Here is a 22,152-nt window from a genome sequence, read left to right as displayed (position 1 = left end):
CGCCAAAGCTTGAGTACAATCGTCAGTTTTTTCGGGCCCCCCTGTCCCGAGCTGGATTTTTCCAATGCTGACCGGTAGTTACTCTTCTGCGCTGGTGCTGATCTCACTCTGCGTAGCCATCCTTGCTTCCTACACTGCCCTCGACCTGACTGGCCGTATCGCCACGGCCAAGGGCCGTGCCGTGCATCTGTGGATGGGCGGGGGGGCGTTGGCCATGGGCATCGGCGTCTGGTCGATGCACTTCATCGGCATGCTCGCCTTCAGCCTGCCCATCGCCCTGGGCTATGACATCGCCCTGACCGCGTTCTCGCTGCTGATCGCGGTACTGTCTTCCGGTTTTGCCCTGTGGCTGGTAAGCCAGCCAAGCCTGCCGCGCCTGCAGTTGGCGTTCGGCGCCCTGATCATGGGCACTGGCATCGCCTGCATGCACTACACCGGCATGGCCGCGTTGCGCATGCTGCCCGGTATCGACTATGACCCGACCTTGTTCGGCGCCTCGCTGGCCATAGCGGTAGGCGCTTCGGCGGCCGCGCTGTGGATTGCCTTCCGCCTGCGTCAGCACACCCCGTACGTGCGCCAGGTCCGTGGCCTGGCAGCAATGGTGATGGGCGTTGCCATTGTCGGCATGCACTACACCGGCATGGCTGCGGCGAACTTCCCCGAGGGCAGCTTTTGTGGCGCGTTGACCGACGGCCTGCAAGGCGATGGCCTGGTCTACCTGGTACTGATCACCACACTGGCAGTGCTGGCCGTGGCGTTGCTCACCTCGGTGCTGGATGCGCGCCTTGAAGCCCGCACGGCAGCGCTGGCTCACTCGCTGACCCTGGCCAACCAGGAACTGACCCAGCTGGCGTTGCACGACACCTTGACCGGGTTGCCCAACCGCACGCTGTTGTCCGACCGCATCGAGCAAGCCATCGGCAAGGTGGCGGAGCAGGGCGGCTGCTTTGCGCTGATGTTCATCGACCTGGATGGTTTCAAACCGGTCAACGACGCCTTTGGCCACCATGTCGGCGACCTGCTGCTCAAGGCCGTGGCGGCGCGCCTGCGAGGCCATCTGCACAGCCAGGACACCCTGGCGCGAATCGGCGGTGACGAGTTCGTGTTGCTGGTGGAGCTGCAAGAGCCGGAAGACGCCATGGACGTGGCGGCCAAGCAGGTTAACCTGGTGTCGCGCGCGTTCCGCGTTGCCGAGCATGACCTGCAACTGACCGCCAGCCTGGGGATCGTGCTGTACCCCGGCAACGGCCAGGACCAGCTGGAACTGCTGCGCAATGCCGACGCTGCGATGTACCACGCCAAGAGCGCCGGCAAGAACGGCTACAGCTTCTTCGACGCCTCGATGAACAGCAACGCCCGGCAACAGTTGCAGCTGTTGCAGGACCTGCGCACGGCCCTTGAACAGGGTCAGTTCCGCCTGCACTACCAGCCCAAGTTCGACGCCCAGGCCTGCACGCCGATCGGTGCCGAGGCCTTGTTGCGCTGGGAACACCCACAGCACGGGCTGATGTTGCCGGACCGCTTCATCGGCCTGGCGGAGAAGACCGGCCTGATCATCCCGATCGGCGAGTGGGTGCTGGATGAAGCCTGCCGGCAGATGCGCCAGTGGCTTGAGCAAGGGCATAGCGATTGGCGCATGGCAGTCAACCTGTCGGCCATCCAGTTCTGCCATGCCGGCCTGGTTGACAGTGTCGCCCGCGCCCTGCAGGAGAACGGCCTGCCGGCCAACCGGCTGACCCTGGAGATCACCGAAACCACTGCCATGCACGACGCCGATGCCAGCCTGACAGTGCTGCAGCGGCTTTCCGACATGGGTGTGGACCTGTCCATCGACGACTTCGGCACCGGTTATTCGAGCCTGATGTACCTCAAGCGCCTGCCGGCCAACGAGCTGAAGATCGACCGTGGTTTTGTGCGTGACCTGGAGCAGGACAGCGACGACGCTGCGATTGTTTCGGCGATCGTCGCCCTGGGCCAGTCGCTGGGCCTGCGCATCGTCGCCGAAGGGGTGGAAACCGACCGTCAGCAGGACTTCCTGACCCGCCTGGGCTGTGATTCGCTGCAGGGTTATCTGCTGGGCCAGCCGGTGCCGGCCGAGCAGTTCATGGGCAGGTTGCAGACGTTGCGCGAGGAAAGCGAAGTGGCTGTCTAGCCCGCGTCAAGCAGGGCGAAGGCCGGTGCAAAGGCTTCCATCTCGACCTCTATGGCCTCGATGATGCGTTCGACATCCGCAGCGGCCATGATCGCCGTGCAAGGGATGCCGGCGATGGCCAGTAGGGTCTCGCCCGTGGCCCGGTCAAACAGCCGTGCAACCATGCTGCGCGGTGCATCCATGCTGGCTTCGAAGCCCAGCGGATGGAAGTGCCAGCGCATCACCTGGCAGGCGTTGGGGAACGTCATCTTGTTCAAGCCAGCCTCCTTGTCCTTGCCTGGACGCGGTGATCGGCAGCCGTTCGCTCGGCCGCCGGGAACCTAACCATAGCACCTGCCACAGCCCATGTTCGGCGCAACACAAGACAAATGTATGAATGCATGACAGCGGTCACACCGCATTCATGCAAACCGTCTGGCGGCAAATGGCTACGCAAACGTTTTCACCGCATGATGCCAGCAGGGTTGCCGGCTTGCTCTGCTATTTTTATCCACATTCGGCGCACAACGTTTTCGGACGAGCGGTGCGAGCTGGGCAGACAGGGAGACAGTCATGCGCTATTCCACGCTCACCCAACGCATCGCCGGCCAAGCCGTTGCGGCGTGGGACATTCACTACCAGGCCCAGGCATTGCGCCGCAAGGGGCGCGAGATTTTCCTGTTGTCGGTGGGGGACCCGGACTTCGACACGCCCGCGCCGGTGGTCGACGCTGCGATAGCCAGCCTGCAGCGCGGCGAAACCCATTACAGCGACGTGCACGGCAGCCTCGCGCTGCGCCAGGCGATTGCCCGGCGCAGTGGCGCGCAGGTTTCGGCTGACCAGGTGATGGTGCTTGCCGGCGCCCAGTGTGCGTTGTATGCGGTTTGCCAATGCTTGTTCGAAAGCGGTGACGAGGTGATCGTCGCCGAGCCGATGTACGTGACCTATCAGGGTGTGCTTGGCGCTTGCGGGGCGCAGCCCGTCCAGGTGCCTGTCAGCCCTGAGCAGGGTTTTCGCCTTGACCCGATGGCGGTGGCCCGGGCGATTACCCCGCGTACCCGTGGCCTGCTGCTCAACACCCCGCACAACCCGACGGGCGCTGCCATCTCGGCGCAGGATATGGCGCTATTGGCGCAGCTGTGCCGGGAGCATGACCTGTGGCTGGTATGCGATCAGGTGTATAGCGGCTTGCTGTTCGACGGCGAACCGGCAGACCCGCTCAGCCTGCCGGGCATGGCCGAGCGCTGCGTGCTGATCGACAGCGTGTCCAAGTCCCACGCCATGAGCGGTTGGCGGGTGGGTTGGGTGGTGGCCCCGCAACCGTTGATTGCACACCTCGCCACCTTGGCCATGGTGATGCTGTTCGGCCTGCCAGAGTTTGTCATGGCCGGTGTCTGTGCGGCGCTGGAGCAGGACCTGCCAGCGGTGCACGAAATGCGCGAAGCCTATCGGCAACGGCGCGATCGGGTCTGTGCAGCCCTGGCGGACTGCCCGGGGGTGCTCGCCCATCGACCGGCGGGCGGCATGTTCGTCATGCTCGATATCCGTGCCACTGGGCTCAGCGCCCAGGCCTTCGCCCAACGCTTGCTGTTGGAGGAGGGCGTATCACTTTTGCCCGGGGATGCGTTCGGCCCGAGTGCGGCGGGGCATGTGCGCATGGGGCTGGTGCTGGAGGCCGAGTGCCTGGAGCACGCCTGCCGGCGTATCGCTGCCTGTACCGGGCGCGTGCTAGCCGAGCAGGCCTGCGGCAATATTGATGGTGAAGCCCAGAATCGCCGTGTTGAACACAAAGCCTACCAGTGAATGCGCCAGCACCACCCGGCGCATGCCGCGCCCGCCGACGCCGACGTCGGAGGTCTGCACGGCAACGCTGATGGTGAAAGAGAAGTAGTGGAAGTCCCAGTAATCCGGGTTGCACTCACCGTCGGGGAAGCGCAGCGCCGGTGCATCGCGCTCGCCGGTATAGAACAGGCGGGCGTAGTGCAGGCTGAAGATGCAGCCGATCAGCAGCCACGAGCCGGCCACCGTCAGCCCGGTGTACAAGTAGTGCAAGGCCAGCGCGCTGCCTTGCAGGCCGCGGCTGGAGACCAACTGCAAGGTCACGGCGGCCAGGCTGGCAATGGCGGCGATACAGACGGTGAAAAGCACCAGGCCGGCGTTTTCGTCTTCGATCCGGGCGACTTTGCGCACTTTGTCAGGGGTGGCGCGCCAGGTCAGCCACAGGACCAGCAGCAGGTACAGCCAGACGCCCAGGTTCCAGCCCGCGAGGATGCGTTGCACGGTGTCGTCGGCGGGGATCAGCCAGGCGCCGAGGAGGCCGACCAGGGCGGCAATACTCAGACGGGGGTGGGTACGGGTCAGGCGGTGGAATACCATGGGCGCTCGCGGGTGTATGTCTGGTCTGAACTCTAGACCACAGATCACCTGCCAAGGCATGAGTTCGATCAACCCGCCTGGTTTACGGTACCATTGCGCGCCGTTGCTTCGATTCGCTTCAGGATTCACGTTTTGTCCGACCTCTCGCAAAATCCACTGCTGCAATACCTGGCCCGGCTGGCACCCTCCAGCCAGCAGACCATGCGTTACATCCTTCAGGATGCCGCCGACCGGCTCGGTTTCGTCGACTGCAACCTCGTCGATGTACCGTGGCACCGGCTCGATCCTGGCCAAGTGATTGCGCTGGTGGCGGCATTGCGCGCCGATGGTTATGCGCCGAACAGTTCCTCGCTGTATGTGAACGCGGTACGCGGGGTGATGAACGAGGCGTGGCGCCAAGGCCTGATCGACCATGAGCAGTTGCTGCGCATCCGTGAGGTGAAGCCGGCGTCCGGCAGCCGCCTGCCGCCCGGGCGCAACCTGCGTCGCAGCCTTATCCGCGAACTGATGGACTTGTGCGAGGCCGACCCACGGCCCCAGGGCGTGCGCGATGCAGCGATCATCGCCTTGCTGTACGGCACCGGCATGCGCAAGTCGGAGTCGGTGGACATCGACCTCGACCAGGTCGACTTCGAGGCACGCAGCCTGCAGGTCACCGGCAAGGGTAACCGGCAGTTGATCAAGTATGCCCCGGCCTGGGCGTTCGAGAAGCTGCAGGCCTGGCTGGACCTGCGCCGCCAGGCGCTGCCCGAGGGGGCGTCGGACGACCCGTTCCTGTTCAATCGCATCCGCCGTGGCAACCACATCACCCGCGCCCGCATCACCAAGCATGCGATCTACTACATCGCCCGCCAGCGCGGTGCCCAGGTGGGAGTGAAGATCATGCCCCATGACTTTCGCCGGGCGTTCATCACCCGGGTGATCGAAGAGCATGACCTGTCGATCGCGCAGAAGCTCGCGCACCATGCCAACATCCAGACCACCGCCGGTTATGACCGGCGTGATGACAACGAACGGCGGCGAGCGGTGGATCGCTTCGACTACTGAGGTCAGTGAATGCTCGAAGCCAGGTCGAAGATCGGCATGTACATCAGGATCACGATCCCGCCGATCAACAGCCCGATGAAGGTCATCAGCAGCGGCTCGAACAGCTTCACGAACCACTCCACCCAGCGGCCGATTTCCTGATCATGGAAATCCGCGCAGCGTTCGAGCATTTCCCCCAGATTCCCCGATTGTTCCCCCGCCCGCAGCAAGCGCAACGACACGGGAGTCACCAGCTGACCAGCCTCCAGTGCATCCGACAACGGCAGCCCTTCACCAACACGCCGGCTGGCCTGCTCAAGGCCTTGCGCCGAAGCGCTGCCGAGCAGCCCGTGGGCCATGCCCATGGCAGTAAGAATCGGGATGCCACCCTGCAGCAGGATCCCCAGCGAACGGTAGAAACGCGCCAGTTCATACATCACCAGGCGCTGATGCAAGGCTGGCAAGCGCCGCAGTTGTCGTGACGCGCAGCGCCGCACCAGCGGGTTGCGGCGCAGTACCACCAACGTACCGATACCGCCTGCAACCACCAGTGCCAGCGGCAGCTGCTGGGCATGCAGGAACAGGCCGACCTCCATCAGCACCCGCGACAACCAGGGCAGTTCGCTGCCCATGCCTTCGAACACCAGGCTGAAGCGCGGCACCACATAACCGAGCAGGAACAGCACCACGCCGCCGCCCACCAGCAACAGCAGCAACGGGTAGACCGAAGCGCCCATCAGTTTCTGCCGGACCAGGTCCAGGCGCTGGCGGTAGCCGATGTAGCGGGCCAGGGCATCGCCCAGCGCGCCGGTGCGCTCGCTGGACTGCACCAGCGCCACATACAGCGGCGGGAACACCCGCGGCTGCTTTGCCAACGACTGGGACAACGAGTGGCCTTCATAGAGCTGGCGCACCAGCTCGGTCAGGACCTTGCGCGTGGCCCCGACGGGGGACTTTTCCGCCAGGCTTTCCAGGGCATCGATCAGCGGCAGGCCAGCGTGCAGCAGGGTGGTCAGTTCCTGGCTGAACAGCACCAGGTCGAACGTCGCCGCGCGGCGCCAGCCCAGGCCGCCCAGGGCTTTGCCCTGGCCGCGCACGCTGACCACCCGCAGCCCTTGATTCTCGGCTTGACGACGCGCGTGCTCGGCATCCTCGGCGTCAATCTGCAACTGCACAATGCCCTGTCTGCCGAGGGCCTTGAGGCTATAGCGCATGTCGATTCTCCTCATTGCCAGCTGGTGATTTCTGCGTTTTCGCCATCGCCGCCGGGCTGGCCGTCCTTGCCCATCGACAGCAGGTCGTATTCGCCGCCGTTTTCGCCGGGTTGGCGGTAGATGTAAGCGCGGCCCCATGGGTCCTGCGGCACGGCCTTCTGCAGGTAGGGCCCCGACCAGCGTGCCTCGCCACTGGGGGCGGCGACCAGCGCCTGCAGGCCCTGCTCACTGCTGGGGTAGTGGCCCACCTCCAGGCGGTACAGGTCCAGGGCCTTGCCCAGGCCTTCGATCTGCGCCTTCGCCACCTTGGCTTCCGAGCGACCGAGCTGGCTGAAGTACTTGGGCGCGACGATACCGGCCAACAAACCGAGCACCACCAGGACCACCAGGAGTTCAAGCAGGGTGAAGCCACGTTGGGGGTTGGATTTGCGCTGCATGGTGAAGCCCTCCGCTGCATGGGGACACGCTTTTCCAAGCGTCATGCAACAGCCGTGCACGTCTGCCTCGGGGCCTTGCGCCATGCGCCATGGCAAGCGGCACGGTGCTTGCGACGCAGTAGAAAAGCCCGGGTTTTCCGGGGCATTTCCCCCACATCGGGGGAGCACGGCGGGGAGGCGACCGACATGCGTGTGGTGATCCTGGTAGTGACCTGGCTGGTGGCGGCAAGCGCCCAGGCCGACATGTACATTTCCATTGATGCCAAGGGTGGTTATGTACTGAGCAACGTTCATCGGCCAGGACGCCATTACGAACGGGTGATCAGCGAACCGCTTGCCCAGGCTGGCCCGGCCGACGCGCAGATGATCACTGGGCGGCCCTATGCCGAACTGGTGGCCGCGGCGGCCCGTGATTACGATGTGCCGCTGGCGCTGCTGCATGCGCTGATCAAGGCCGAGTCAGGCTACGACCCTAAGGCCCGATCGGCGGCCGGGGCAGTCGGGCTGATGCAGCTGATGCCCGACACGGCCAGGGAGATGGGCGTGGAAGACCGTCTCGACCCGGAAGATAACGTGCAGGGCGGGGCGCGCTACCTCAAGCGTATGCTGACCCTGTTCGACAATGACATCACCCTGGCCGTGGCCGCCTACAACGCCGGCCCCGATGCCGTGCGGCGGCGCGGTGCGGTACCGCCATACGCCGAGACCCGCCGTTATGTGCCAACGGTGTTGCGCGAATACCGCAAACTGCAGGGGCTGGCCGATGATTCGCCGCTCTGAACGGGCCTTGCGTCGCGAAAGTGATGCAACTCGTCCCCAATCAATGCCATGGTTACCCAACTCTGGGCTATAACCTTTCAAAAGGTGCCCAGCAGTGGAGTCCGTCATGGACGTCGCCCCCCGTTCCGAAGTATTTGAGGCGCCTGCCGGCACTGAAGCCGCCCCGCACAGGCCGTTCAACCTGCTGCGCTGGTATGCCTGGGTGAGCTTGGCGATCATCTTGTCGGTGGCCGCTGGCCTGGGGCTGATTTCCAGCCGCTTCATCATCGATGAGAGCATCGAGCGCGACGCCTTGCTCACCGCGCAGTTCATCACCTCGATCGCCGACGCCGAAGTACGCCATGTGTCGATCCCCAATGTGCGCACCATGGGTGAACTGCTCGATCCACGCACCGACCGTACAGCCATGCCCGACGTCGACCCGGAAGCACGGCGCAAGGCCCGCGGTGAGTTCCTTGATCATATCGCCCACCTGCCGGACATGCTGCTGGCCAACATTTATGCCCCGGACCGGACGGTGATCTGGTCGACCAACCCGGCGCTGGTGGGCAAGCTGATCGACGCTGATGACGACCTGGACCGGGCCTTCGAGTACAAGATGCGGGTCTCGGCCAGCTACCACAATTTCGAGCAGGCACGCGTCGAACAGAAGTTCGTGATCCCGCCGGAACAGCTGTTCATCGAAAACTACATCCCATTGTTCGATGCCGATGGCGATACCGTCACGGCGATGGTGGAAATCTACAAGGAACCCCGAGACCTGATCGTGCGCATCGAGCACGGGCTGATTCTTATCTGGCTGGCTATCACCGTCGGTGCTGCGCTGGTCTACATCGGCCTGTACGGCATCATGCGCCGCGCCGCGCGGGTGTTGGCGGTGCAGCAGAAGCGGTTGATCAACAGCGAGACCTTCGTCGCCCTTGGCGAGGTGTCTTCGGCGGTGGCCCACAGCCTGCGCAACCCGCTGGCCAGCATCCGTTCCAGCGCCGAACTGGCCCAGGCCTTCGATGAAGGCCCGGCGCAACGCAACATCAATGACATCATCAGCCAGGTCGACCGCATGTCGCAGTGGATTCGCCAGTTGCTGCAATCCTTGCGGCCGCTGAATGACGAAGCGGTGCCGGTCGACTTACCCCAGGTCTTGCAGGAAAGCCTGCAAAACTTTGCCGTGCCGATGGCCCGCAATGGGGTAACCCTGGATCTGCGACCGTTACCACCGGTGCAGGTGCTTGGCCACCCGGCATTGCTCGCGCAGATTTTCAGCAGCCTGATCGCCAATGCCCTCGAGGCGATGGAGCAGGGCGGGCGGTTGCGGATCGAGGTGGTCAAGCGTGACCGGCGCAGCCTGACCCTGCGCCTTGCCGATACCGGCAAAGGCATGAGCGAACAGCAGCAGCGTTTGGCGTTCAGGCCGTTTTACAGCACCAAGCAAGGTGGATTGGGTGTGGGGCTGGTGCTGGTCAAGCGCATCATGGAGCGCTTTGGCGGTTCAGTCCGCCTGAGCAGCAGCCAGGGCCATGGCACGCGGGTCTCGCTCAGCTTCCGCTTGGTGCGCTCATAACAATGGGCATCATGAGTGTTGTTTAACTGCTTGATATAAAAGAATTTATGCGTTTATGGGTAAACAGTACCCAAATGTGGGGAGTAACCCTCTAACAGAAGCCATGAATGTTATGTAACCCATTGAATGATATGGATATGACGATTGGTTAACGGGCATGGCGAAGTTCTTGCAGGTTCTCGCAGCAGGTAATGCGCGGCAAAGGCGGCGGCAGCTGCCCTGGTGAGGTGGTATCAGTTTGCTACTATTGGTAGCAATGCGGTGACCACCTTCTGAACGGACTCCCTGTACGGGAACGACGCGATGCAGATGCTGGATGAAGATGTTTCCGTGAGGCCCGCGGCACCGCCTAGCAGCAGCGGCCTGGCCGTGCCGCTTCGCGAGTTCAACCTGCTGCGCTGGTTCTCGCTGATCAGCCTGCTGATCATCGCTTCGGTGGCTGGCGGGCTGGGCTACGTGTCGACCCGCTTCGTGGTGCGCGACAGCGTCGAGCGGGATGCCATGCTCACCGCCCAGTTCATCCAGTCCCTGGCCCTGGCTGAAGTGCGTCATTCGCAGTTACCGCCCGGCACCACCATGGGCGAACTGCTCAACCCGCGCCTGGACCAACAGCACCTGCAGATCAGCCCGGGACTTGTTGAGGCGACCCGGGTCGAGTTTCTCGACCACGTCGAGCACTTGCCTGATACCTTGCTGGCCATAGTCTATGCCCGTGACCGCAGCATCGTCTGGTCCACCAACCCTGAGCTGATAGGCAAGCGCATCGAAAACGACGGTGGCCTGAACCGCGCCTTCAACTCGCGCAGGGCGGTGTCGGCCAGCTACCACAAGGTTGTAAAAGGCCGAGAAGAGCAGAAATTCCTGCGCGAACCCAAATACCTGTTCATCGAGAACTACATCCCTCTGTTTGACAGCCAGGGCGAGCAGGCCATGGCCATGGTCGAGATCTACAAGGAGCCGCAGGATCTGGTGCGGCGTATCCAGCGCGGTTACGTGCTGATCTGGGCTTCGACCCTGGTGGGCGGCGCACTGATCTACTTCGGCCTGTTCTGGATCGTGCGCCGCGCCGCGTTCATGCTGCGTCAGCAGCAGGACCGGCTGGTGGCCAGCGAAACTTATGTGGCCCTGGGCGAGATGTCTTCCGCCGTGGCCCATAGCTTGCGCAACCCGCTGGCCAATATTCGCTCCAGTGCCGAGTTGGCCGAGGAAATAGCCAGCCCGTTGGCGCAGAAGAACATCAACGACATCATCAGCCAGGTTGACCGCATGTCGCGCTGGGTGCGTGAGTTGCTGGTGTCGCTGCGCCCGGCCAGCGACAACGCCGAGGCGGTCGACCTGGTGGCGGCCATCGAAGATACCCACCAGGCCTTTTCCCAGCAGATCGAGCGCAACGGCGTGCGCTTCAGCTTCGAAGGGCCGCAGGTGCTGTGGGTGGCCAGCCAGCCCCTGCAATTGACCCAGATTCTCAACAGCCTGTTTGCCAATGCCCTGGAAGCCATGCCCAAGGGCGGCGTGTTGCATGCGCACGTCAGCGTGCAGGAGGGGCAGCGCGCGCAGCTGCTGCTCAGCGACACCGGCAAAGGCATGAGCCAACAACAGGAAAGGATGGTGTTCAAGCCATTCTTCACCACCAAGCAGGGCGGCCTCGGCGTCGGCCTGGCCCTGGTCAAGCGGATCATGGAACGTTTTGGCGGCTCGGTCAGCCTGAGCAGCCGCGAAGAGGAAGGAACCCGCGTCAGCCTCACTTTCAATATCGCAGCGGGAGGGGACCATGGAGCACAGCATCCTGGTAGTTGAGGATGACGAAATCCTCGGCGACAACATTCGCACCTACCTGAGCCTCAAGGGCTTCGAGGTGACGCTCTGCCACAGTGCGGAGCTGGCGCTGGAACAGATCAAGCGGGCCCAGCCCGATGCGGTACTGACCGACAACTCGCTGCCCGGCATGAGCGGGCACGACCTGCTACGCACCCTGGTGGCGCAGGCGCCGGACCTCAAGGTGATCATGATGACCGGTTACGGCAATGTCGAAGACGCCGTGCAGGCCATGAAGGAGGGGGCATTCCACTACCTGACCAAACCGGTGGTGCTGGCCGAGCTCAAGCTGACCCTGGAAAAGGCCCTGGCTGCCGAACGCCTGGAACGCACCCTGTCGTTCTACCAGGAGCGCGAGGCGCAGAAGTCCGGGTTGCAGGCGCTGATCGGCGAGTCACCGGCGATGCTCACCCTCAAACACACCTTGCAGCAGGTACTGGACGCCGAGCGGCGCATGGCCAGTGACGACCTGCCGCCGGTGTTGATCGAAGGCGAGACGGGAACCGGCAAGGAACTGGTTGCTCGCGCGCTGCATTTCGACGGTTCGCGCAGCAAGGGCCCGTTCATCGAGTTCAACTGCGCCTCGATCCCCGCCAATCTGCTGGAGGCCGAGCTGTTTGGTCATGAGAAGGGCGCGTTCACCGACGCCAAGGAGCGCCGCGTGGGCCTGGTGGAAGCGGCCGATGGCGGCACGCTGTTCCTCGATGAGATCGGCGAGATGGACCTGGTGCTGCAGGCCAAGCTGCTCAAGCTGCTGGAGGACCGCAGCATCCGCCGCATTGGTGCGGTCAAGGAGCGCAAGGTCGACCTGCGGGTGATCAGTGCCACCAACTGCAACCTCGAACAGATGGTACAGCAGGGCAAATTCCGCCGTGACCTGTTCTTCCGCCTGCGCATCATCGCCCTGAAAGTCCCGCGGTTGTACGCCCGTGGCCAGGATGTGCTGTTGCTGGCCCGGCATTTCCTGGCACACCACGGGCGCCGCTACGGCAAGCCGAACCTGCGTTTCAGCGCCGAGGCCGAAGCCTTGATGTTGAGCTACAGCTGGCCGGGCAATGTGCGTGAACTGCGCAACATGCTGGAGCAGACGGTGTTGCTTGCCCCCAATGAAGTGGTGCAGGCGCATCAGCTGAACCTGTGCCTGACCTTGATCGACGAACCGCTGGTGGCTCAGCCCACGGCGACCGTGTACGAATTGCCACGCCATGAACCGGAGCCGGGCACCAGCCTGCCAGACATGGAACGCGACCTGGTGTGCAAGACCCTGGACCGCACTGACTGGAATGTCACCAAGTCGGCGCGGATGCTGGGCCTGTCGCGGGACATGCTGCGGTACCGCATCGAGAAGCTCGGGCTTACCCGGCCCGACAAACGTCAGTGGTGAGGCAAGGGGCGCATGGCGCCCCTTGAGCTTTATTGCTGGCCACCCTCTGAACCGTTTCCGCCTTGTCGCCCGGTGCCCTCGGAACCGCTGCCATCCATCCCCGGCAGGTCGCGGTTGTCATTCTGCCTGGCCGGCGGGCTTTCTGGGTCATTGCCCTGGATGCGCGGATCGGTATCCCGGGGCATGGGTTTCTCGATCGGGTTCAGGGTGCTATCGACACCCGGCTGCGGCGCCGGGTTGTGCGGATCATCGGGGTAGGTTGGCCCGGTGCCTACGGCCAGGGCCAATGGCGAGACGAACAGGGCAACCAGCAGCAGGGTTGAGCGGGGCATGGCAGGCTCCTTTGCAAGGGACAGGGCTCACACTTGAGTTGGGCCCTGCCCGAGCGGCTTGGGTGCCATCACCCCGATCAGCGGTCACACCACCGTCGACAGCGCCATGATGAAGATAATGCCGACGATCGACAGGATCGTCTCCATCATGCTCCAGGTCTTGAAGGTTTCCGCCACGGTCATGTTGAAGTACTGCTTCACCAGCCAGAACCCGGCATCGTTGACGTGGGACAGGATCAGCGAGCCAGCACCCGTGGCCAGCACCAGCAGTTCGCGGTTTACCCCGGGCACCAGGTCGATCACCGGGGCAACGATGCCGGCGCCGGTGATGGTGGCCACGGTCGCCGAACCTGTGGCGATACGGATTACTGCCGCCACCAGCCAGGCCAGCATGATCGGCGAGATTTCAGCCTGCACGGCCATCTGCCCGATGACGTTACCCACGCCGGTATCCACCAGCATCTGCTTGAAGCCGCCACCGGCACCCACGATCAGCACAATGGCTGCGGTCGGTGCCAGGCTCTGGTCGAGCATTTTCATGATCTGTTGGCGGTTGAAGCCACGGGCCGAGCCGAAGGTGTAGAAGGCCAGCAACAGGGCGGCGAGCAGCGCGGTGATCGGGTGGCCGATCAGGTCCATCCACTGGCGGAAGATATGCTCGGCCGGCAGCACCACGTCGGCCAAGGTCTTGAGCAGCATCAGCGCCACCGGCAGCAGCACGGTGATCAGGGTGATGCTGAAGCTTGGCAGGTTGTTCTGATCCGACTCCTTGGCAATCTGGTCCATCAGTTCCTGCGACGGGCTGCCCGGGATGTAGCGGGCAATGAAGTTGCCGAACAGCGGGCCGGCAATGATCGCCGTGGGCAGCGCCACCAGCAGGCCATAGAAGATGGTCTTGCCGATGTCGGCGTGGAAGATGCCGATCGCCAGCAGCGGCCCCGGGTGTGGTGGGACCAGGCCATGGACCACCGAAAGGCCGGCCAGCAGCGGGATGCCGATCTTGATCAGCGACACGCCCGAGCGCCGGGCGACGATGAACACCAGCGGAATCAGCAGCACGAAGCCGATCTCGAAGAACAGCGGGATGCCGACCAGGAAGGCGGCGAACATCATCGCCCAGTGCACATTCTTCTTGCCGAAGGCGCGGATCAGGGTCTGCGCGATCTGGTCGGCGCCACCGGAGTCGGCCATCAGCTTGCCGAGCATCGTCCCCAGGGCGAGGACGATGCCGACAAAGCCGAGCACGCCACCGAAACCGTCCTGGAACGATTTCATGACCTTGGCCACCGGCATGCCGGAGGTCAGGCCGAGGAAGCCGGCGGCCAGGGTCAGGGCGACGAAGGGGTGGACCTTGAAATGGGTGATCAGCAGGATCAGCCCGACGATGGTGACCAGCGCGTCGAGCAGCAGGTAGGTATCTGTAGCCAGTCCGAACATGGTTTTGATGCCTCGGTCTTATCGTTGTTTTGGGCGTAGCTATGAGTGAAAACGTGGCGCCTTCAGGCGCCGAGACAGCGCTATCTTTGGTGAGCCGGAAAAACCGCCGGTTCAGGCAGTCCGCGCCAGGTTCCGCTCACCGCAGGGCTTTAGCCAGGCGTCGACCGTTTCGGCGAGCACCGCAATCGGTTGAGTGGCGTCCAGCGGCAGGGTCAGAGGCTCGCCACGGGGTGACTCGAGGGCGGCGAACTGGCTGTCGATCAGGCTGGCCGGCATGAAGTGGCCGGGGCGGGCGAGTACGCGCTTTTCGGCCTCGATGGGGGTGAGTTCGAGGAACACGAACACCAACTCCGGCATCGCCGCGCGCAGGGTGTCGCGGTAACGACGCTTGAGCGCGGAGCAGGTGAGGATCGGCCGTTCGCCAGCCTTTACCGTTGCTTGCAGTTCCTGGCCCAGGCGCACCAGCCAACCGGCACGGTCATCGTCGTCCAGGGGGATGCCGGCGCTCATCTTGCGGATGTTTTCGGCAGGGTGGAATGCGTCGCCTTCGATCAGGCGACCGCCGCTTCGCTTGGCAATGGCATCGCCGACGCAGCTTTTGCCGCAGCCAGCCACGCCCATCACCACGATGGCGGACAGGGGAGAATTCATCAGTACCTCCTGCGGGGTGAGATAGCGCTGTCTCGTTGCAAACGAAACGCCACCTCCCCGGTGTTATTGGTCTTGTCCTTACGCAGTATGGACGCTTGGCAGCGTGCTGCAGTGGCCACTACCAAAGATTACATTGCCTGCGTCCTGAGACAGCGCTACCTTAGTGGCCGTTCCCCATTCCTGCAAGTAGTAAAATTACAACATCCATGTCCCGCACCGGCTCTCGCACCACAGGTCGTCCCACACTGGCTGAAGTCGCCAGGCTATCCGGGGTTTCCCCGATCACTGCTTCGCGCGCGCTGCGCGGGGTCAGCACGGTTGCCCCGGAACTGGTGGAAAAGGTCAGGGTCGCCGCCGCGTCCCTGGGCTACGTCGCCAACCCGGCGGCCCGGGCGCTGGCGTCGGCGCGCAGCCAGTCGGTGGTGGTGCTGATTCCGTCGTTGTCCAACCAGCTGTTCATCGACACCCTGGAGGCCATTCACGAGGTGATGCGCCCGCGTGGGCTCGAAGTGCTGATCGGCAACTATCACTACGATCTCGACGAAGAAGAAAACCTGATCCGCAACTACCTGGCCTATCAGCCCTGCGGCATGTTGCTCACCGGCTTCGATCGCAGCGATGCGGCGCGGCAGATGCTGGCAGCCAGCGGCGTGCCCTGCGTGCACATGATGGAGTTGGGCGGTGAGGCGGGCGCCTTGTCGGTGGGCTTTTCCCAGCAGCAGGCCGGGCGGGCTGCGGCGACGCACCTGATCGAACGCGGCCGGCGGCGCCTGGCGTTCATTGCTGCGCAGCTCGACCCACGGGTGATGCAACGCGCCGAGGGCTTCCGCCAGGCCCTTGCCGAAGCCGGCATGCAGGCCTGCGAGCTGGAGATGCTGGCGCCGCAACCGTCATCCATCGCACTGGGCAGCGAACTGTTCAGCCAACTGTTGGCGCAGGCGCCTGATGTGGACGGGATCTTCTTCTGCAACGACGACCTGGCCCAGGGCGCGGTGTTGCAGGCATTGCGTCAAGGCATCGAAGTGCCGCGCCAGGTGGCCATGGTCGGTTTCAACGATTTGCCGGCTTCGGCGCACATGGTGCCGCGCCTGACCTCCATTCGCACGCCAAGGGCTGCCGTTGGTCGAGGCGCCGCCCAGGCACTGCTGGCGCTGCTCGATGGCAAGCGGGTAGCGACCGAGCAGCAGGACTTGGGCTTTGAACTGATGGTGCGTGAAAGCTCTTGAGGATTCTCAGGAACTTTCGCTAACTGGCTAATCACAAAGTGATATCAAGGTGCTTGCACGCTATCAAAGCCGATCTATGCTCAGGAAACCCTGGGCATCAAGGATCCTGGCGCCATGTTCGACTTCCACCGCAAGTCTGATTTGATCGAGATTCAGCGCACTCGCAAGGCCCTGGCCGAGGCCCAGGCCAAGCTCGCGGCGATCAGCCGCTGCATGGCAATGATCGAGTTCGCCCCGGACGGTACCATTGTTGATGCCAATGCCCAGTTCTGCCAGGCCATGGGCTACAGCGTCGACGAATTGCGCGGCAAGCACCACCGTCTGTTCTGTGACCCAGCCTACGCCAAGAGCGCCGAATACCAGCAGCTGTGGCGTGAGCTGGGGCAGGGCAAGGCCATCAGCGGCACCTTCGAGCGCGTCGACAAGGCTGGCCGCGAGGTCTGGCTGGAGGCCAGCTACATGCCGGTGCTCGATGAGCAACAACAGGTCACCAGCGTGATCAAGGTGGCGGCCGATATCAGCCAGCGGGTCAAGGACGAGCACGAGAGCGAAAGCTTGCTCAAGGCCATTGGGCGGTCCATGGCTGTGGTCGAGTTCACCCCGCAAGGGCGGGTGATCAAGGCCAACGAGAACTTCCTCGTGACCATGGGCTATCGCCTGGAGGAAGTAGTCGGGCGTCACCACGGCCTGTTCTGCCTGCCCCATGAGCGCGAATCCGGTGCATACCGCGAGTTCTGGGCTTCGCTCAATCGCGGCGAATACCACTCGCACCGCTTCGAGCGGATCAACAAACAGGGCCAGACGGTTTACCTGGAAGCCTCGTACAACCCGATCTTCGACAGCAAAGGGCGCTTGTACAAGGTGGTCAAATTCGCCAGCGACATCACTGCGCAGGTCAACACCCAGCAAAGTGCCGCCGATGCGGCCCATGCCAGTTCGGTGCAGACCGATGCCTGCGCGCGCAAGGGGACCGAGGTCGTGCAGCAGACCGTAGCGGTCATCGAGCAGATTTCCGAGGAACTCAACGATGCCGCGCGCAGTATCGATGCGGTCAGCAAGCAGTCGGATGTGATCGGGCAGATCGTGCTGACCATTCGCGGCATCGCCGACCAGACCAACCTGCTGGCCTTGAACGCAGCCATCGAGGCGGCGAGGGCCGGTGAGCATGGTCGCGGCTTCGCCGTGGTGGCCGATGAAGTGCGCAGCCTGGCGGCGCGCACCAGCAAGGCGACGCTGGAAATCGTCGATGTGGTACGCCAGAACCACGACCTGTCGCTGACTGCCGTGGCCAGCATGCAGTCGAGCCTGTCACGCACCGGGCATGGCGTTGCCCTGGCCAACGAGGCGGGGACGGTGATCATGGAAATCCAGCAGGGTTCCCGTCACGTGGTCGACGCCATCAGCCAGATCAACTCGACGCTGCAATTGCACTGAGGGTGTCGCCCAGTTCCCGCAGCAAGGCCTGCAGGCTGGCTTCCAGCTGCAGGTGCAGCGCGTTCGTCGGCAGCCCCTGGGCATGTGCCTGTTCGATGGCTTCGCAATCCTTGACCACCCCGCGTACCCGCAGCATCTTGGCGCCCCCTTTGATGCGATGAGCGAGCGCGGGTAGCGCCTCGCGGTCGTGGGCGGCGTCAAGGGCGTGCAGGGCGGCAAGGTCTTCGCGGGCACTTTGCGTCAGTTGCTCGAGCAGGCGCCTGGTCAGCTGCTGGTCATTCTGGGTCAGATGCTGCAGCTCGTTCAGATTGAAACCGCTTTCGCTTGGCGCGGGTGCAGGGCTGGCGGATCGCCTTTGTGGCAGGTGAGCCTTCAGTGCCTGCAGCCCGATGGGCTTGAACAGGCAGTCGTCCATGCCGCTGTGCAGGCAGCGTTGACGCTCTTCGGCCTGGGCATTGGCGGTCACGCCGAGAATGCTGCAGGCGGGCTGCCCGCGTTCTTGTTCGAGTAGCCGAACCCTGCGGGCCAGCTCATGGCCGTCCATGACCGGCATGCTGCAGTCAGTGATGACCAGGTCGAAGGCGTGTGCTCGCCACAGGGCCAGCGCCGCTTCACCGTTCTCGGCCAGCGTCACCTGATGGCCCAGGCTGTGCAGCTGTTTTTCCAGCAACAGCAGATTGGCAGGGTAGTCATCGACCACCAGGACATTCAGCGGCCCGCTGTCGGCGGCTTCGGCCACCGTGTCGTGTTGCAGTGGTGCCGGTGGCGCACTCAGTGGCAGCGGCAACTGGACGAGCACACGGGTGCCGACACCTTCCACACTCTGCAGGTCCAGCCGGCCCCCCATCAGTTCGGTCAGGGTTCGGCTGATGACCAGGCCCAGGCCGGCGCCTTGGCTGGCCCGTGGGCCTGAAGCCTGGGTGAAGGTGTTGAACAGCCGGGCCTGATCCTGAGCGGCAATGCCGATACCGGTGTCGGTTACGTTCAGCTCGACCCGCACGGTGTCGGCTGTGGCCGAGGGCTTGAACGAGAGACGGGCCAGCACGTCGCCACGATCGGTGAACTTGATGGCATTGCTCAGCAGGTTGGAGAGGATCTGCTTGATTCGCAACGGGTCAGCCAGGACCCAGAGTGGCGCGTCTGGCAGCTCGCCTTGCAGGTGCAAGCCCTTCATCTGCGCGTTGCCTTCGAACACACGCAGGGTGCTACGCAGCAGTTCGGCCAGGTCGGTGGCAACCGGCTGCAGGCTCATGTGCCCGGATTCGATGCGGGAAATGTCCAGGATGTCGCCGATCAACCCGAGCAGACCGATGGCGGAATCGTAAGCGGTTTGCAGGGTCTGGGTGTCGCAGTGGCCAGCGCGGTTGTCTTCCAGTGCCAGTTCCAGCAAGCCTATCACCGCGTTCATGGGGGTACGGATCTCGTGGCTCATGTTCGCCAGGAACGTGCTTTTGGTCTTGCTGGCCTGTTCCGCTTCGTTCTTGGCCTGGCGCAGTTGCTCCAGCAGGCCGCGGCTGAAGGCCAGTTGCGCCTGCAGCGCGTGCTGCGCTTCGGTGCGCTGGTGGATCAGCTTGCGCAGGTAGCTGTTCCAGAACACCACGCCCGCCAGCAGCAGGGCTGACAGCACCAACACTTGCAGGGCCAGCGTGCGGTAGTTGCGCCAGGGGCTGTCGCTGACCAAGGTGCTGGTGCGCCAACGGTTTATCAACTGTTCCAGTTCTTCAGGAGGGATGCTCATCAGCGCTTTGTCGAGGATGGCCTGCAGTTGCGGCAGGCCAGGCGCCACGGCAAAGGCGGCGACGGCCAGCTCGTCCCCCAGCACATCGGCGATACGCAGGCGCCCCTTGAAGACCTGTTTGATGTAGTACGAGGCGTTGATATAACTGCTATAGGCGGCGTCAGCATCGCCGTTGGCCACCGCTTCCATCAGGCCAAGGGGGTTGTTCACCTTGATCAGTTTCGCTTGCGGAAAGCGGCGCAATACCTCGTCGCGAAGGTGAGAGCCCTGCAGCAGGGCAATGCGTTGCCCGTCCAGGTGCCTGGCGTGCAGCGGCGAGGGCGCCTGGTCGCGGGTCACCAGCACCCTGGGGCTGACCAGATAGGGACGGGTGTAGCGCAGCCGCGCTGCGCGTTCCGTGCCATAACCCAGTGCCCCGATCATCTGTGCCTCGCCGTGGGCAACCTTTTCAACCATCTGCTGCACGGTGCCTTGCTCGATGAACCTGAACTGCAAACCGGTGCGCAGGGTGATCTGCTTGAGCAGGTCGACGGTGATACCGCTGACATGCTGCTGGGCGTCGTTGAACGTCAGCGGGGCCAGGGCCGTGTCGACCAGCACGCTGACCGTAGGGTTGCGGGCTATCCAGTCCTTTTCTTCTTTCGTCAGTACCGACAGGTGCCGCTCCAGCAACAGGCTGGTATTGCCACTGCTCCAGCGGCGCAGGATGTTCAGGCGCTCGCTTTCGGTGATCCTGGCCATGGCCGCATCGACCAGACGGCGCAGCCGCAGGTTGTCATTGGCGAAAGCGAAGGCAAAGGAACCGGGCGCCACCTGGCAGAAGTGATCGATCCTCACCGTGCCCTGGTAACTCTTGCCTATGAGGTAATCGGTACTGATGGCATCGCCCAGATAGGCGTCGGCCTCACCCATTTCGACCGCTGCCAGGCCTGCCAGGGTCGAGCGATAGAGGCTCAGTTGTGCCTTGGGGTAGAGGGTGCGAACGGTCTCGCCCGGCAAGTAGTGGTCGACCATCGCCAGGCGCAGGCCGGCCAGGTCTTTGCCCTGATTCAGCGAAGCGTCCTCGCGTGTCACGATCACCGGCAGGTCGTCGGCGTAGGGCTGGCTGAGGCTGAGCTGGGCATCGGCAGCTTCAAAACCATTGGAGCTGCCCAGCAGGTCGAGGGTGCCCGCGCGCAACGCGGCGATCGCTTCGTGGCGGCTGGCGAAGCGCCTGACTTCGATCGGCACGCCCAGCTGCTCGGCGATCAGCCCGGCGTAGTCGGCGCTGAGGCCTTCGTAATCAGCCAGGCTGACGTTGATCTCGAAGGGTGGGTAATCCGGTTGTGAAGTCCCCAGCAACAACACGCCGCGCCGCTGCAGCCACTGGCGGTCGGCGTCGTCCAGTTGCAGAGGTTGGGCGGCGCTGGTAGCGCGCGCCAGCAAATGCCGTGGCTCACCGTCGGCGAGCGTCATGAGCGGGCAGCAGAGCAGGGCGATGAACAGAGTCAGGCCGGCCAGGACAGGTTTCATGCTACCCGTACGCTCAGTTGACTTGGTTGCGTTTGGCCAGGTCAACCATTTCCACCAGTGACTCGGTCTTGAGCTTTTCCATGATGCGGCCACGGTAAGTGCTGATGGTCTTGGCACTGAGGTTCATGCAAGCGCCGATGTTCTTGTTGTTTTCACCACGGCTCAGGCGCCGCAGTACTTCCATCTCGCGGTTGGACAGGCTGCCCAGGCGCTCTGGCTCGCTTTCCAGGGTATTACTGTTCACCGCCATCTGGGGGAAGGTGGAATAGCCCTTGATCAGGGCCTTGAGGGCGAACACCACGGCCTCCAGGTCTTCGCCCTTGGTGACGAATGCACCGATGCCGGCATCCAGGCAGCGGCGCACGTAAAGGTCGGTGGCCTGCCCGGTCAGCACCATGATCTTCGGCGCCGGCTCCTGTTGTTGCAGGCGCTTGATGACTTCCATGCCATCCAGGCCGGGGAGCCCGATGTCCAGCAGCACCACGTCGGGGCGCAGCTCGCGCACTTTTTGCGCCACTTCACTGCCATTGTCGACTTCGCCGACGATACGAAAGCGCTCACGCTCGAGCAATATGCGCAAGGAAAAACGGACGATGGCGTGATCATCAACGATCAGCACGGTTGTCATGTCACTAGCTCCTGTCGGAATGTGGTCGGTTTCCTGAAGCAATCAGGAATACGTCTGCAAGCTTTTTCTGCTGTGCGGCACGATACGACCATTCCGGATCCATGGTAATGGCGAGTATAGATGTGTTGAACAAGCGAGCCGGTATTGTAGAAATTTCCTACAAGGAAGCCGTTACAGGCACCGTCGCAAGCGCCGATGCCTGTGTTGGCGGAGGGTCAGGCGCAGGCCGGGTGTGGCTTGAGGACGCGCTGGGTCGAGGCGGGGTTGTTGCTCAAGGCCTGGCCCACTCGCGTCGGGCGGGGCTGCAACTGGCCGCCGCAATTCGGGCAGCGGCCCTGCAAGCGGTGGTCAGCGCAGTGGCGGCAGAAGGTGCATTCGAACGAGCAGATCAGGGCGTCGGGGCTATCGCCCGGCAGGTCGGCATCGCAACATTCACAATTAGGGCGCAGCTCCAGCATGGGTCTCCCTCC

General features: G+C 63.6%; 19 protein-coding genes and 1 pseudogene. 10 read left to right on the top strand and 10 right to left on the bottom strand.

What is annotated here, in order from left to right:
- Positions 1–64: 64 nt before the first annotated feature.
- Positions 65–2,152 (top strand): bifunctional diguanylate cyclase/phosphodiesterase, encoded by a 2,088-nt coding sequence (locus F6X59_RS19060; RefSeq protein ID WP_152957572.1) that lies wholly within the window; start codon positions 65–67, stop codon positions 2,150–2,152.
- On the opposite strand, the gene F6X59_RS19055 is transcribed toward F6X59_RS19060, so the two are convergent.
- Positions 2,149–2,409, bottom strand: a complete 261-nt coding sequence (locus tag F6X59_RS19055; protein ID WP_152957571.1) for a DUF1652 domain-containing protein — start codon at positions 2,407–2,409, stop codon at positions 2,149–2,151. The genes F6X59_RS19060 and F6X59_RS19055 overlap by 4 nt on opposite strands.
- Positions 2,410–2,704: 295 nt before the next feature.
- Between F6X59_RS19055 and F6X59_RS19050 the strand changes: the two genes are divergently transcribed.
- The gene (locus F6X59_RS19050) at positions 2,705–3,934 is read left to right on the top strand and encodes a pyridoxal phosphate-dependent aminotransferase (RefSeq protein WP_152957570.1); all 1,230 of its coding nucleotides are present in this window, start codon (positions 2,705–2,707) and stop codon (positions 3,932–3,934) included.
- Here the strand turns inward: F6X59_RS19050 and F6X59_RS19045 are convergent.
- Positions 3,860–4,507, bottom strand: coding sequence for a DUF1345 domain-containing protein (locus tag F6X59_RS19045; RefSeq protein ID WP_152957569.1), 648 nt, complete (start codon positions 4,505–4,507; stop codon positions 3,860–3,862). The genes F6X59_RS19050 and F6X59_RS19045 overlap by 75 nt on opposite strands.
- Before the next feature lie 132 nt (positions 4,508–4,639).
- Here F6X59_RS19045 and xerC point away from each other — a divergent pair, with 132 nt between their 5' ends.
- Positions 4,640–5,554, top strand: a complete 915-nt coding sequence (gene xerC / locus F6X59_RS19040) for a tyrosine recombinase XerC (protein ID WP_152957568.1) — start codon at positions 4,640–4,642, stop codon at positions 5,552–5,554.
- A gap of 2 nt (positions 5,555–5,556) precedes the next feature.
- Here xerC and F6X59_RS19035 read toward each other — a convergent pair whose 3' ends face one another.
- Positions 5,557–6,747: a type II secretion system F family protein gene (locus tag F6X59_RS19035; RefSeq protein ID WP_152957567.1), complete on the bottom strand. Its 1,191-nt coding sequence runs from the start codon at positions 6,745–6,747 to the stop codon at positions 5,557–5,559.
- A gap of 11 nt (positions 6,748–6,758) precedes the next feature.
- The gene (gene gspG, locus F6X59_RS19030; RefSeq protein WP_152957566.1) at positions 6,759–7,184 is read right to left on the bottom strand and encodes a type II secretion system major pseudopilin GspG; all 426 of its coding nucleotides are present in this window, start codon (positions 7,182–7,184) and stop codon (positions 6,759–6,761) included.
- Positions 7,185–7,370: 186 nt separating this feature from the next.
- Between gspG and F6X59_RS19025 the strand changes: the two genes are divergently transcribed.
- The 4 genes from F6X59_RS19025 (at position 7,371) to F6X59_RS19010 (ending at position 12,724) form a co-directional block, all read left to right on the top strand.
- Entirely contained in the window at positions 7,371–7,964 is a 594-nt protein-coding gene (locus tag F6X59_RS19025; RefSeq protein WP_152957565.1) for a lytic transglycosylase domain-containing protein, read from the top strand.
- 106 nt (positions 7,965–8,070) lie between these two features.
- Positions 8,071–9,525: a HAMP domain-containing sensor histidine kinase gene (locus F6X59_RS19020; protein WP_152957564.1), complete on the top strand. Its 1,455-nt coding sequence runs from the start codon at positions 8,071–8,073 to the stop codon at positions 9,523–9,525.
- Positions 9,526–9,828: 303 nt separating this feature from the next.
- A complete protein-coding gene (locus F6X59_RS19015) occupies positions 9,829–11,322 on the top strand; it encodes a sensor histidine kinase (protein ID WP_152957563.1) in 1,494 nt (497 codons plus the stop codon).
- The gene (locus F6X59_RS19010; protein ID WP_152957562.1) at positions 11,297–12,724 is read left to right on the top strand and encodes a sigma-54 dependent transcriptional regulator; all 1,428 of its coding nucleotides are present in this window, start codon (positions 11,297–11,299) and stop codon (positions 12,722–12,724) included. The genes F6X59_RS19015 and F6X59_RS19010 overlap by 26 nt, the downstream gene beginning before the upstream one ends.
- 29 nt (positions 12,725–12,753) lie before the next feature.
- Here F6X59_RS19010 and F6X59_RS19005 read toward each other — a convergent pair whose 3' ends face one another.
- From F6X59_RS19005 to F6X59_RS18995, 3 genes are all read right to left on the bottom strand, one after another.
- Positions 12,754–13,056 (bottom strand): hypothetical protein, encoded by a 303-nt coding sequence (locus F6X59_RS19005; protein ID WP_152957561.1) that lies wholly within the window; start codon positions 13,054–13,056, stop codon positions 12,754–12,756.
- Positions 13,057–13,140: 84 nt separating this feature from the next.
- Entirely contained in the window at positions 13,141–14,493 is a 1,353-nt protein-coding gene (locus F6X59_RS19000) for a GntP family permease (protein WP_152957560.1), read from the bottom strand.
- A 111-nt stretch (positions 14,494–14,604) separates the two neighbouring features.
- Positions 14,605–15,144: a gluconokinase gene (locus F6X59_RS18995; protein ID WP_152957559.1), complete on the bottom strand. Its 540-nt coding sequence runs from the start codon at positions 15,142–15,144 to the stop codon at positions 14,605–14,607.
- Between the two features lie 206 nt (positions 15,145–15,350).
- On the opposite strand from F6X59_RS18995, the gene F6X59_RS18990 reads away from it, so the two are divergent.
- The 3 genes and pseudogenes from F6X59_RS18990 (at position 15,351) to F6X59_RS29005 (ending at position 17,804) form a co-directional block, all read left to right on the top strand.
- Positions 15,351–16,370: a LacI family DNA-binding transcriptional regulator gene (locus F6X59_RS18990; RefSeq protein WP_152957558.1), complete on the top strand. Its 1,020-nt coding sequence runs from the start codon at positions 15,351–15,353 to the stop codon at positions 16,368–16,370.
- A 114-nt stretch (positions 16,371–16,484) separates the two neighbouring features.
- A pseudogene (locus tag F6X59_RS29010) lies at positions 16,485–17,267 on the top strand (PAS domain-containing protein); the annotation flags it as partial.
- Positions 17,268–17,309: 42 nt separating this feature from the next.
- On the top strand, positions 17,310–17,804 hold the full coding sequence (locus tag F6X59_RS29005; protein WP_372240452.1) for a methyl-accepting chemotaxis protein: 495 nt from the start codon (positions 17,310–17,312) through the stop codon (positions 17,802–17,804).
- On the opposite strand, the gene F6X59_RS18980 is transcribed toward F6X59_RS29005, so the two are convergent.
- The 3 genes from F6X59_RS18980 to F6X59_RS18970 form a co-directional block, all read right to left on the bottom strand.
- Complete coding sequence (locus tag F6X59_RS18980) at positions 17,779–21,054, bottom strand: transporter substrate-binding domain-containing protein (protein WP_152957556.1); 3,276 nt, start codon at positions 21,052–21,054, stop codon at positions 17,779–17,781. The genes F6X59_RS29005 and F6X59_RS18980 overlap by 26 nt on opposite strands.
- 13 nt (positions 21,055–21,067) lie before the next feature.
- Positions 21,068–21,682, bottom strand: a complete 615-nt coding sequence (locus tag F6X59_RS18975) for a response regulator transcription factor (protein WP_152957555.1) — start codon at positions 21,680–21,682, stop codon at positions 21,068–21,070.
- A gap of 215 nt (positions 21,683–21,897) precedes the next feature.
- Positions 21,898–22,140 (bottom strand): DUF1272 domain-containing protein, encoded by a 243-nt coding sequence (locus F6X59_RS18970; RefSeq protein ID WP_152957554.1) that lies wholly within the window; start codon positions 22,138–22,140, stop codon positions 21,898–21,900.
- Positions 22,141–22,152: the final 12 nt, after the last annotated feature.

Origin of the sequence: Pseudomonas sp. MN1F (assembly GCF_009391885.1) — a bacterium.
GTDB lineage: Bacteria > Pseudomonadota > Gammaproteobacteria > Pseudomonadales > Pseudomonadaceae > Aquipseudomonas.
Note: the sequence above shows the minus strand (reverse complement) of the source record. Positions and strands in the feature narration are given on the sequence as shown.